Source organism: Brevundimonas sp. GW822-FHT03E11 (assembly GCF_058801445.1).
In genome coordinates, this window is record NZ_JBXANG010000013.1 from 1 (window position 1) to 11,841 (window position 11,841).

The 11,841-nt window shown below is 67.2% G+C and carries 12 protein-coding genes; 9 read left to right on the top strand and 3 right to left on the bottom strand.

Annotated features, from left to right (window positions below; all coding sequences use genetic code 11):
• The coding region (locus AC1RKE_RS15235; RefSeq protein ID WP_492897397.1) for a CHASE3 domain-containing protein at positions 1-834 on the bottom strand (834 nt) is incomplete at its 3' end.
• A gap of 505 nt (positions 835-1,339) precedes the next feature.
• Here AC1RKE_RS15235 and AC1RKE_RS15240 point away from each other — a divergent pair.
• From AC1RKE_RS15240 to AC1RKE_RS15255, 4 genes are all read left to right on the top strand, one after another.
• Complete coding sequence (locus tag AC1RKE_RS15240; RefSeq protein ID WP_227976046.1) at positions 1,340-2,653, top strand: sensor histidine kinase; 1,314 nt, start codon at positions 1,340-1,342, stop codon at positions 2,651-2,653.
• A complete protein-coding gene (gene fixJ / locus AC1RKE_RS15245; RefSeq protein ID WP_348684453.1) occupies positions 2,650-3,261 on the top strand; it encodes a response regulator FixJ in 612 nt (203 codons plus the stop codon). Before AC1RKE_RS15240 ends, fixJ begins: the two co-directional genes overlap by 4 nt.
• 68 nt (positions 3,262-3,329) lie before the next feature.
• A complete protein-coding gene (locus AC1RKE_RS15250) occupies positions 3,330-5,819 on the top strand; it encodes a helicase-related protein (protein WP_348684454.1) in 2,490 nt (829 codons plus the stop codon).
• A 184-nt stretch (positions 5,820-6,003) separates the two neighbouring features.
• A complete protein-coding gene (locus tag AC1RKE_RS15255; RefSeq protein WP_348684455.1) occupies positions 6,004-6,282 on the top strand; it encodes an RNA-binding S4 domain-containing protein in 279 nt (92 codons plus the stop codon).
• Here AC1RKE_RS15255 and AC1RKE_RS15260 read toward each other — a convergent pair.
• Positions 6,272-6,913 carry a YceI family protein gene (locus AC1RKE_RS15260; protein ID WP_224761248.1) on the bottom strand — a complete coding sequence of 214 codons (642 nt, stop codon included), beginning with the start codon at positions 6,911-6,913 and terminating at the stop codon, positions 6,272-6,274. The genes AC1RKE_RS15255 and AC1RKE_RS15260 overlap by 11 nt on opposite strands.
• A gap of 180 nt (positions 6,914-7,093) precedes the next feature.
• Here AC1RKE_RS15260 and fdxA point away from each other — a divergent pair, with 180 nt between their 5' ends.
• The 3 genes from fdxA to AC1RKE_RS15275 all read left to right on the top strand — a co-directional run bounded on the left by fdxA (position 7,094) and on the right by AC1RKE_RS15275 (position 8,909).
• Complete coding sequence (gene fdxA / locus AC1RKE_RS15265; RefSeq protein ID WP_054764750.1) at positions 7,094-7,435, top strand: ferredoxin FdxA; 342 nt, start codon at positions 7,094-7,096, stop codon at positions 7,433-7,435.
• Between the two features lie 309 nt (positions 7,436-7,744).
• Complete coding sequence (locus AC1RKE_RS15270) at positions 7,745-8,275, top strand: CarD family transcriptional regulator (protein WP_054764749.1); 531 nt, start codon at positions 7,745-7,747, stop codon at positions 8,273-8,275.
• A gap of 253 nt (positions 8,276-8,528) precedes the next feature.
• A complete protein-coding gene (locus tag AC1RKE_RS15275; protein ID WP_233455881.1) occupies positions 8,529-8,909 on the top strand; it encodes a hypothetical protein in 381 nt (126 codons plus the stop codon).
• 3 nt (positions 8,910-8,912) lie between these two features.
• Here the strand turns inward: AC1RKE_RS15275 and AC1RKE_RS15280 are convergent, their stop codons facing one another.
• Complete coding sequence (locus tag AC1RKE_RS15280; protein ID WP_224761246.1) at positions 8,913-9,386, bottom strand: DUF3617 domain-containing protein; 474 nt, start codon at positions 9,384-9,386, stop codon at positions 8,913-8,915.
• A 275-nt stretch (positions 9,387-9,661) separates the two neighbouring features.
• Here AC1RKE_RS15280 and rpmB point away from each other — a divergent pair, with 275 nt between their 5' ends.
• Together rpmB and AC1RKE_RS15290 are read left to right on the top strand one after the other, a co-directional pair.
• Entirely contained in the window at positions 9,662-9,958 is a 297-nt protein-coding gene (gene rpmB / locus AC1RKE_RS15285) for a 50S ribosomal protein L28 (protein ID WP_054764747.1), read from the top strand.
• A 110-nt stretch (positions 9,959-10,068) separates the two neighbouring features.
• The gene (locus AC1RKE_RS15290; RefSeq protein WP_228185136.1) at positions 10,069-11,841 is read left to right on the top strand and encodes a M1 family metallopeptidase; all 1,773 of its coding nucleotides are present in this window, start codon (positions 10,069-10,071) and stop codon (positions 11,839-11,841) included.

The window sequence follows — 11,841 nt, forward strand, 5'->3', positions numbered from 1 at the left end:
CTCCTGCTCGCTCATCGAGCGTTGCGAAAGCGCCTCCGCCGCCAGACGCGCCTTCTCAATGGCGGCGTCGCGGAAGGCGACGATGGCCTGAGCCATCTTGCCGAACTCATCCTTGCGGTCGGCGCCCTGGACCTGGATGGCGGTGTCGCCCGCCATCAGCTTCTGCATATAGCCGATCATGGTGAAGGTCGGCCGCACGATCGAACGGGTGGCGACCAGACCTGCAGCCAGGGCCATCAGCAGGGCGCAGACCATGCCCACGATCACGGCCATGAGGGCGGCCTGGGCCGCCTCGGCCTGAGCCTTGCGGGTCGCCTCGCGGGCGGCCTCGTTCTCAGCCCTCAGGACGTCGATCGCTTCTTCAACTGGAGCGATGAACTGGTCGGCGACGCCGGTTTGACCGACCATCCGGCTGGCCTCGGCGATCCGCCCCTCGGCGACCATCGCCTTACCGACCTGGACGATGTTGGCGTACCAGCCGTCAGCGGCCTTGATGGCCTCGTCGACGGGCGCGGCGCGATCGGCGGGCAGTTTTGCCCGCACCTCCTCCAGCGCTTCCTTGAACTTGGCGCGGTGCAGATCCAGCCGTTCGGCGTAATAGGGGTCCTGCGACAGCAGATAGCCGCGATAGGAGTTTTCCTGCTTTGACAGGCGGAACTCGGCGACGGCGAGCACTTGATTGATCTCACCTTCTAGGTTGCGAGCGTGGTCGGCGCGCTGCAAGGCCAGAAGGTTCGTCACCACCACCACGCCCATGACGGCGATGGCGGCCAGGACCACGCCGAAAGCCACGGCGAGCTTCCGTCCGACGGACATGTTCTCAATAAAACGCAACCCAAACTCCTACGGTCTTCGTCGATCTGAGCGCGCCGCCACGGCCGAAACGGCCCTTTGCGGCGCGTCAGCCGCCCCTCTGCGATGAACCCGCATCTGTCCGACCAAGGATGGAAGGATGATTAATACGATTTCTGAACTGCGGCTTAGGTAGGAATGCGTAGCGAAGGTTGGCGCGGGCTGAGGGGCGGCGCCATCCGGCGCAGCGAACGCGGCGGATCTCCTGAATCGCATCGGACGAAGTGCGCTCGATAGTCGCGAGGCGTGTGAAAAGACGACGATATCGCTTCCCAGCCACGCCATTGTCGTTGTAGTAAATTGGTCAGAAAAGCGGCGACGGTGAAGTCCAGATGATTTCGCAACGGCGAGATCCAACATGACAGGGGCGCGAGCGGACGCCTTTACTGAGTTGTTGAAGCGGGTCATCGGAAAATCCGCGAACGCATCTCCGAAGAACGCCGTTCTGCTCGCTTGCGTCTGCGTCCCGCTGGCGGTTACGACGAGCGTGGCTCTTCGCGACGTCGATCACGTGCACTACCTGCCGCTGTTCGGAGCCGTCATGGCGACCGCCCTGGTCGGCAGCCGCACCGCGACCCTCTTCGTCATCGGCGTCTCCATCGCCGCCGATCTGGCGATGAAGGGGCGAAGCGACCTCTTCGATGCGGCGGTCGGCGCCGGCCTCTTCATCGCCGTATCCCTGCTGTTGGCCGAAGTCGGTCATCGGCTGACCAGCCGGACCGCCCTGTTGCACAGCATACTGACCTCGGTGCCCGTGGTGACGCTGGACGACGAGGGGCGTATTCGCCGCATCACCGGCCCGGCGGCCGATCTGCTGGGCGTGGCGCCCGAGGATGCTCACGAACGCCCTTTCAGCCTGTTCGCGCCGGACTTCGGCGAGGACATCCTGGCGAGTTTCGTCAAGGACGCCCCCCTGGCCGCCCCGCCCTCCGGCTATTGGCTGGTGAGACGTCCCAACGGCGAGATCGTGCCGGTGATCATCCACGGCGGGCTGCTGGCGCACAGCATGGCCTCCGAGCGGGTGGTCCTGTCCCTGGCGGACCAGCGTCCGAGCCTGGCCGTCAACGATCGCATGCGCGACCTGATGGACCAGCTCAGCAAGAGTTGGCGGCTCAATTCCATGGGTGAGATGGCGGCTATCCTGGCGCATGAGCTGAACCAGCCCCTGACGGCCGCCACCGTCTATCTCCATGCGTGCCAAACCGACATCGCGCGCGCTGGACCGATCGGCGACAGCGCGGGCCGCGCCCTCGACCTGGCCAAGACCCAGCTTCTGCGCGCGGGGGACATCATCCGGCGCATGCGCGAACTGATCGCGACCGGGGCGTCCCAGCTGACGGAAGAGCGGGTCTCCTCCATGGTGGACGACCTGCGCCCCCTCTTCGATTTGATCCGGCAGGAAACCGGTATCGCCGTCCGCATCGACGTCGATACGACCGGGGATCGGGTCTTGGCCGACCGAATCCAGTTTCAGCAGGCCATCACCAATCTGGTGCGCAACGCCGTCGACGCCGTCGGCGACCATCCCGGTGCGGTCGTATCGCTCACGGGCCGCAGCCTGGCCGATGAGGGCTATGAGATCCGGATCGAGGACAACGGCCCCGGCATCGCCGAGGATCAGATGGACCGGATCTTCCAACCGATGATGACCACCAAGGCCGGCGGCATGGGCCTGGGCCTGTCCGTCACCCGCTCCATCATAGAGAGCCACGACGCCGCCCTGGCCGTAGGCCGCAGCGCCCTGGGCGGCGCCGCCTTCTCCTTTCGCCTCACGCCTGTCACGGAGCTCGAAGCCGCATGACCGACCATTCCGTCTTCGTCATCGACGACGATCAAGCCATGCGCGATTCCTTGCTCATGCTCCTGCGGGGCGAGGGCATCCGCGCGCGGGGTTTCGCCAGCGCGATGCAGTTTCTGGAACAGCTGCCGGACGACAAGTCCGCCTGCGTCATCACCGACCTGCGGATGCCCCAGATTGAAGGCTCCGAACTGATCCAGCGGCTCAAGGCGCTGAAGGGCGAGGCCTGGCCTGTGATCGTCATCACCGGCCACGCCGACGTGCCCCTGGCCGTCCAGCTGATGAAGGCCGGGGTCGTGGACTTCATCGAAAAACCCTTCGATCCCAACCGCATCCTGGAGGCGGTGCGCGGCTGTCTGTCGGCCTTGGCGCGCCAGGGCGTCGAGAGCGAGGCGCGCGAACAGACCGCCGCCCGGCTGGCCAGCCTGACGCCGCGCGAGCGCCAGGTGTTCGACGCCCTGATCGACGGCAAGTCGAACAAGGAGATCGCCCTGGCCCTGGACATCAGCCCCCGCACGGTCGAGATCTTCCGCGCCAAGGTGATGCAGGAGATGCAGGCCCAGAGCCTGTCCATGCTGGTGCGGCTGGGGCTCAGCGTGGCCGACGCCTGACGCCCGCCGCCTCTGGGCTCAAAAGACTCACTTGAGCCCGGGCGCGATCGTCGCCACCTTGTCCTGTCATGAGCGACCGGTCCGCAGGCCTGCCCCCATCGCGCGTCACTGCGGTCCTGGGGCCCACCAATACCGGCAAGACCCATCTGGCGGTCGAGCGGATGCTGGGTCACGCCTCAGGCATGATCGGCCTGCCCCTGCGGCTCCTGGCGCGCGAAATCTATGAGCGGATCGTCAAACAGCGCGGGGCCGCCGCCGTCGCCCTGATCACGGGCGAGGAGAAGATCGTCCCGGTCCGCCCCCTCTATTTCGTCTGCACGGTCGAGGCCATGCCGTTGGAGCGGTCGGTCGAGTTTCTGGCCATCGACGAAATCCAGCTGGTCGCGGACCCTGAACGCGGCCACGTCTTCACCCAGCGGCTGCTGCACGCCCGCGGCCGGTTCGAGACAATGTTCCTGGGCGCCGGGACCATGGAGCCCCTGATCCGTCGCCTGATCCCGGATGTGGAGATCGTGACCCGGGATCGGCTGTCCACCCTGTCCTACGCCGGCTCCAAGAAGCTGACCCGCCTGCCCCGACGCAGCGCGATCGTCGCCTTCTCGACCGAGCGGGTCTATGCGATCGCCGAACTGATCCGGCGTCAGAGGGGCGGCGCCGCCGTGGTCATGGGCTCGCTCAGCCCGCGCACCCGCAACGCCCAGGTGGCCCTCTACCAGTCGGGCGAGGTCGACTTCCTGGTCGCCACCGACGCCATAGGCATGGGGCTGAACATGGACGTCGACCATGTCGCCTTTGCGGGCCTGAGAAAGTTCGACGGCCGCCGCACCCGCTGGCTCCATGCGCACGAGATCGGCCAGATCGCCGGGCGGGCCGGCCGCCACCTGCGCGACGGAACCTTCGGCGTCACGGCCGAGGCCGAGGATCTGGACGTGGATCTGGTCGAACAGGTGGTCGAGCATCGGTTCGATCCGATCGAGGCGGCCGAATGGCGCAACGCCCGGCTGGACTTCGACACCCTGCCCGACCTTCTGCGGTCCCTGACGGTGACGCCGGGCCGCGCGGGGCTCAGCCTGACGGCCGAGGCCCTGGACGAGACCCTGCTGCGCCGCCTGATCAAGGATGAGGAGGTCGCCCGTATCGGCCGCTCGCGCGGGGCGGTGATGCGGCTGTGGGAAGCCTGCCAGCTGCCGGACTTTCAGAAGACCACGCTGGATGAACACGCCCGCCTGGCCAAGGACGTGTTCCAGGCCCTGACCGGCAAGCGGGGGCGGTTGACCGACGACTGGATGGCGCCGCGCTTCGCCTTCGTGGACCGCGACGACGGCCAGATCGACCAGCTGTCCGCCCGGCTCTCGGCGGTGCGGACCCTGTCCTATATCGCCAACCGCCCCGACTGGGTCCATGACGCCCAGGGCTGGCGCGACAGGACCCGCGCCCTGGAGGACCGTTTGTCGGACGTGCTGCACGAACGGCTGACGGCCCGCTTCGTCGATCGACGCACCACGGCCCTGATGCGGGCGCTGAACGTCCGGGAGGATGCGTTTGCGGGCGTCGCCGAGGACGGCGAGGTCACGGTGGAGAGCCAGGTGGTGGGTCAGCTCGAGGGCGTCCGCTTCCAGATGGAAAAGGGCGCCTCGGCCCTTGAGGACCGCACCCTGCGCCAGGCGGCGGTGCGGGCCGTGACGCCGGAGATCAATCGCCGTCTGGGGCAGTTGGCGTCCGAGACGGACGAGGGTTTCGCCGTCACGCCCGACGGTGCGGTGCTGTGGCGCGGGATGTTGACCGCCCAGATTCAGGCGACGCCGACCGGGGCCGATCCCTTTTCGCCGTCGGTGCGCCTGTTGGGCGACCTGGGGGCGACGCCGGCCCGAGAGCGCGCCCGTCGACGGATCGAGGCCTGGCTGGCGTCCGAGGCGGGTCGGGCGCTGCGCGATCTGCGGCGGCTGAAACAGGCGGTCGAATCCGGCGCGCTGAAGGGCCTGCCGCGCGGCCTCGCCTTCCGCCTGATCGAGGCCGGCGGGCTGATCGACCGGCGCGACGTGGATCGGGATCTGGCGGCGCTGAGCCAGGTGGAGCGCCGCACCCTGAAAAGCTTCGCCATCCGCGTCGGCGTCCATTCGGTCTGGCTGCCGGGCCTGCAAAAGCCCCGCGCCCGCCATTTCGCCCAGGCCTTCGTCACGGCCCCGCTGATCCCCGCCAGCCCCGAACTGATCCCCGCCCCGGTCGAGCCCCCTTCCCCGCGTCTGTTGTCGGCCTCGGGTCTGCGCCACGCCGGTCGGTGGCTGGCGCCGGTGGAGGCTCTGGAGAAGATGGCGGAGCTGCGCGCCGCCAATCACGGCCGACTGTCGGACGAGGCCCTGACCGATCTGGGGTGGAGCGCCGATCAGGCGAAACAGCTCATCGCCGCCCTGAAAACCGAACGCGCGCGCCTGCCCGACAAGCCGGGCGCCGCGCCTAAGATCGTCAAGGATTCGCCCTTCGCCGCCCTGGCCGCCCTGACCGAGGCGCGGACGGCCAGACCCAAGCGGCGGCGTCCGCGCCGAAAGGCCGCCTCTTGAGGCCCTGTCCTTTCGTCATCCTCCGGCGAAGCGAAGCGGAGACCGGGGGACCCAGCGGCGCGCGCGAGCGCGAACCTGTCGCGGACAAGGCGCTGTGGACATTATGCGGCGGACACATCGCCTTCGGCGCCGCTGGGTCCCCCGGTCTGCGCCGCAAGCGGCTTGCCGGAGGATGACGAAAGGGATGACGACCGACGCCTGTCGCATCGACGTCTGGCTGTGGCGGGCGCGCTTCGTGAAGACGCGAGGCCTGGCCGCCGCCCTTGTCGAGCGGGGCGCCGTGCGGCTGACCCATCAGGGGCGCGAGACACGGCTGGACAAGCCCAGCCGCTGCGTCCACCCCGGCGACCTCCTGACCTTCGTCCAGAACGGCGAGGTCACGACCCTGAGGATCGAGGCCCTGGGCGAGCGGCGCGGGCCCGCCGAAGAGGCCCGCGCCCTTTACAACCGCCTTACGACTTGATCACGAACTCGCCTTCGATGTGCAGCTTCACCTCGTCGGAGACGGCCGGCAGGGCGTAGTTGATGCCGAAGTCCGAGCGTTTGATGGTCGCCTCTCCGTCGAAGCCGGCCTTATAGGCGCCCATGACGGTTCCGGCCGCATTGAACTCGACCTCGATCGTCACCGGCTTGGTCACGCCGCGCAGGGTCAGGTCGCCGACCACCGTCGCCTCGTTCGGATCGGACGGATCGACCGTCACCGAGCGCGAGACGAAGGTCGCCGTCGGATGGTTGGCGGTGTCGAAGAAGTCGGCCGTTTGAAGATGGGCCTTCAGCCGGTCGTCATTGGGCGCCACGTCGGTCAGCGGGACGGTGGCGGTCAGGGTCGAGGCGGAGGGGTTGGCCGGGTCCAGCTTCAACTCGGCCTTCACGTTCACGAACTGACCCGTATAGGTCGACAGGCCGAAGTGGCTGACCGACCAGGTGATCTTGCCGTGGCTCGACTCCAGCGCATAGTCGCCGGCGCGGACCTCGGCCGGGTTCTGGGTCAGGGCGGCCTGGGCCACCACCGCCCCACCGGCGGCGAGGCTGAGGGCCAGGGCGCCGGCCACGGCGTATTTGGCGAAGGCGTATTTCATCAGGGGAGCGCGCATGGACATGTTCCGGTAGGGGTTGATATGTAATCTACACAGTTGCGGTTAAGCCCGACCTTTGTCAAGCGGTCGGGCTAGGGCCGCGAACGCCTCTCAGATTAAGCCCTGCTGTTGACAGTTGGTTGCGCGGTCGCCATGTCGCAGACCTCCCGCTCGCAATCGTGATCTCTTCGCCGCCCAATGACCTACATCGTCACCGACGCCTGTGTGAAATGTAAGTTCATGGACTGCGTCGAGGTCTGTCCCGTGGACTGCTTCTACGAGGGCGAGAACTTCCTGGTCATCGCCCCGGACGAATGCATCGACTGCGGCGTCTGCGAGCCGGAATGCCCCGTCGACGCCATCGTGCCCGACACCGAGGACGAGCCGGACGGCAAATGGCTTCAGGTCAACGCCGAATACGCCAAGGTCTGGCCCAACATCACCGTCAAGGGCACGCCCCCCGCCGACCGCGAACAGTATGAGCGCGAGACCGGCAAGTTCGAGAAATACTTCAGCCCCAAGCCGGGCAAGGGCTCCTGAGCCGGGGCGGCCGACGCAGGGCCGCGCGTTCAAACCTTCGCGACATTCCGCGTCGGCTGTGTGGACGTTTTGAAATTCCGCAAATTTGTGATAGGTTCTGTTTCATTGGATCGGGCGGTCCGCGAAACCTTCGCGCCGCCCGTGTTTGCGACAGAATCCCGCCCATAGACGGGATCGGCCAGAGGTTTGGTGATCCGTTTCCGCATCTGACGTCCGCATTTCATCGACCGACGGAAGCTTCCGGCGGCGAGACTGCATTGCGTTTGATGCGCCTTCGCTTCGCCCGGCCCTGACCGGGAAAGGACGAATATGACGAGCAAGACTGGTCTGGAGTTCAAGGTTGGCGACGCGGTCGTCTATCCGGCGCACGGCGTCGGCAAGGTGGCGGCCATCGAGACTCAGGAAGTCGCGGGCATGTCGCTGGAAGTCTATGTCGTGACCTTCGACCACGAGAAGATGACCCTGCGCGTCCCGACCAAGAAGGCGGCCACCGCCGGTCTGCGTTCGCTGGCCGCCGACGACGTCGTGACCAAGGCCCTGACCACCCTGAAGGGCCGCGCCCGCATCAAGCGCACCATGTGGTCGCGCCGCGCCCAGGAATATGAGGCCAAGATCAACTCGGGCGACCTGATCTCCATCGCCGAGGTCGTCCGCGACCTGCACCGCGCCGACACCCAGCCGGAACAGTCCTATTCCGAGCGCCAGCTCTATGAATCGGCCCTGGACCGGATGGCCCGCGAAGTCGCCGCCGCCAACAAGATCGACAAGGACGCCGCCGTCGAGCTGCTGGCCAAGTCGCTCAGCGCCAAAAAGCCGGTCCCGACCGCCGAAGCCGCCTAGAGCCTGATCGGTTGAAGTGGAATCGCTTCGCGATTCCGCTGAAGCCGTGAATCAGGCTCCAGATTAAAGCGAGAGCATGATTCACGCTTCTGTCGGAACCGCGAAGCGGTTCCGTCCGAAACGATCATGCTCTAAGCGTCCGCATCGGAACAATGAAAAGGCCCCGGAGCGATCCGGGGCCTTTTTGTTTTGACCGACGTCAAGGCGGGGCGCGGCCTCATCCGCTCAGATGGCCGGCGACAAGGAGCCGACCATGACCGACGCCACCCCGCTTGGGTTTCACCACATCCGCCTGGAGCTGGCGCGCGAACCCCAGCACCCCGACGGCGACCATGACATGGGCTATGACATACTGGCGCCCCTGACGGCCGAGCGCCGGCTGGACGCCGCCGTCTGGCGCGAGGCGCCCGAGAAATGCCGGGTGCGCCGCTTCTCGCACGGGGCCACCCTGGCCTTCGGACGGCTGCGCCATGCGGCGCCGGACCGCTGGTTCCTGGACTTCGAACCCGGCGAGGCGGACGACGCCCACGGCTTCCGTCTGGCCGACGAAGTGATCCAGACCGGCGAATATCTCAGCCTGTCGACCGGCGACCAGACCCACACCTATGTGGTGGCGCGGGCCGAGCCGGTCTGAGCGTCAGAAATATTCGGCGTTGGCCGGGCACTGGGCGCTGATGCGCCGAGCGGTGATGCTGGCCGGAATATAGGGGGTGCCGCGCAGCAGCTGGGCCCCGCCGCGGAAGCTGAAGCTGGTGTCCTCATAGGTTCCGTTCAGCCGGACCTGAATCCGCCGCCCCTTCTTGTCCTGGCACGTCCCCTCGAACCGGGCGCGGCCGTTGCCGACCACGCGAGTCGGATAGGTGCAGCGCCAGCGGTTGGTCGACAGGCCGCCGAAGAAGCGGTTGATCTCGCTGGGACGGACGCATTTCTGATGGGTCTCGTTCTGGCCCAGGGCGCTGGTGGTGTATTCCCAATAACCCGGCAGCACTTCCGACTGGGCTGGAGTCTGGGCCGGAGTCTGGGCGGGCGCCATGGCCGGGGCGGCCAGCATCAGGGCGCCGGCGGCGACGGGCGCCAGGGCGGCCAGCAGTTTAAGAGACGGACGGGACATGGCGGCCTTCTGTTCAGCGGAAGTCTTCATGATATGGCGTATAGAGCGCGTCATTTGAATGACGGCTGAACGAGGCTGTTCCCCGCCGTCCAGCCGCAGGGCTGGATTTCGGCCGCCGCCGGCGCGCCGGGCCTCAGCGTTCAAGACTCGGCTTGACGCCCGACCGCCTCTTCCCTTATACGGCCCCCTCTCGCGCGGGCTGGTTCCCGCGCGCAACTGTTTCATGCGTCCGCTCCCACGCTTCGGGCCGGACGCCGCACCTTAAGGATCTGACGATGTCGCGTCGTTGCGAACTCACCGGTATCGGCCCGATGGTCGGCCACAGCGTGAGCCACTCGAACATCAAGACCAAGCGCCGCTTCCTGCCGTCGCTGAAGACGGTCAAGGTCACCTCGGACGCCCTGGGTCAGACCTTCTCGCTGCGTATCTCCAACGCCGCCCTGCGCACCCTGGACTACAAGGGCGGCCTGGACGCCTTCATCGTCAAGGCCCGCGACGAGCAGCTGTCGATCGCCGCCCAGCGCATCAAGCGCCAGGTCCGCGCCAAGCTGGCCGAACAGGCCGCCGCCTAAGTCGGGCGACGCATCATGATCTGGAAAGGGCCGGCGGCGACGCCGGCCTTTTTCTTTGCGCGCCTTCCAAGCCCGGATTAAGCCTGACGGGCAACTGGAGGGGAATCCGCATGACTGTCGCCCGCACCCTGGCCGCCTCGGCCGCCGCCCTTGGTCTTTCGGTTTCGGGCCTGTCAGCTTTGACCGTCGCGCCGTCCATCGCCCAGGCGCAGGAGACGCAGGCGGCGACGCCGGTGCGCGAATCGACCCCCTACACCCTGGCGACCGACCAGCCCCTGACCGTCGAACAGCAGGCGATGCGGTTCGACACGGCCGATCTGTCGATCAAGGTCATCCCCCAGGACAAGGCCATCGACGCCGTCGCCGTTCTGGGCTTCACCGCCAAGGCGCCGCTGGAGCGGCTGGTGGTCGATCTGGATACGCTGCTGCCCATCTCTTCGGTCCAGATCGACGGGGTCGAACTGGCCGCCGACCGCTGGTCCAACCCGGAGGGGCGGCTGACGGTCGAACTGCCCCAGACCCTGGCGGCGGGCGGGTCGGTCGTCCTGCGGGTCGCCTATGCCGGACAGCCGCGCGTCGCCCCGCGCGCGCCCTGGGACGGCGGCTTCGTCTGGTCCACCGCCCCCTCGGGCGAGCCCTGGATCGCCACGGCCGTCCAGGGCGAGGGCTGCGACATCTTCTGGCCCTGTATCGACAGCCCGCACGGCGAGCCCGGCCGGGTCGATCTGCACATCACCGTCCCGTCCGACCTGTCGGCTCCGTCCAACGGCCGCTTCCTGGGCAAGGTCGATCACGGCGACGGCTGGACCACCTGGAACTGGTCGGCCAAGAGCCCCAACACCTACGCCATCGCCCTGAACGTCGGCCCCTATGAGGAGGTCAGCGGCCAGTATCAGAGCCGGTTCGGCAATACGATCCCGCTGCACTACTGGCATCTGAAGTCGGACGCGCCCGAGAAGGTCCAGGCCCTGTTCGCCGAATTCCCCCAGATGCTGGACTTCTTCGAAGCCAACGTCGGCCCCTTCCCCTTCGGCGACGAGAAGATGGGCGTGGTCGAGACCCCGCACCTGGGCATGGAGCACCAGACCATCAACGCCTACGGCAACGGCTACAAGATCGACGGCCGGGGCTATGACTGGCTGTTGCAGCACGAATTCGCCCACGAATGGTTCGGCAACCAGCTGACCAACGCCAACGCCGACGACATGTGGCTGCATGAGGGACTGGGCAGCTATATGCAGCCGCTGTACGCCCGCTGGCTGCTGGGCGACCGCTACATGCAGCGCGAACTGGCCAATCAGCGCGAGGGGCTGGTCAATAAATACCCCGTGGTGTCCGGCACGCCCAAGACTGAGGACGAGGTCTATAAGGGCGACGTGGGTCCCGGCGGCGACATCTATTCCAAGGGTTCGCTGATCGCCCATTCGCTGCGGATGCTGATCGGCGACGACGCCTTCCATCGGTCCCTGACGCGGCTGGTCTATGGGACCGACGATCCTCGCCCCGGCGCCTTTACGCCCCTGTACCGTTCGACCCAGGACTATCTGCAGATCGTCAATGCGGTGACGGGCGAAGACTATGGCTGGTTCTTCCGCGGCTATCTGTACAACGCCGCCCTGCCGGTCCTGACCCAGACCCGGCGTGACGGCCGGCTGAGCCTGCAATGGACCACCGGCGACGGCGGCGTCTTCCCCATGCCGGTCGAGGTCGAGATCGACGGCCGCGTTCGGACCGTGGCCATGACGGGCGGCCGGGGCGAGATCGCGGTCCCGGCCGGCGCCCATGTCCTGATCGACCCGCAGAACAAGGTGCTGCGCCAGATGGACGTCATCGACCGGCTTCAGGCCTATAAGGCCGAGCAGAGGGCGGCGGCCAAGCCCTAG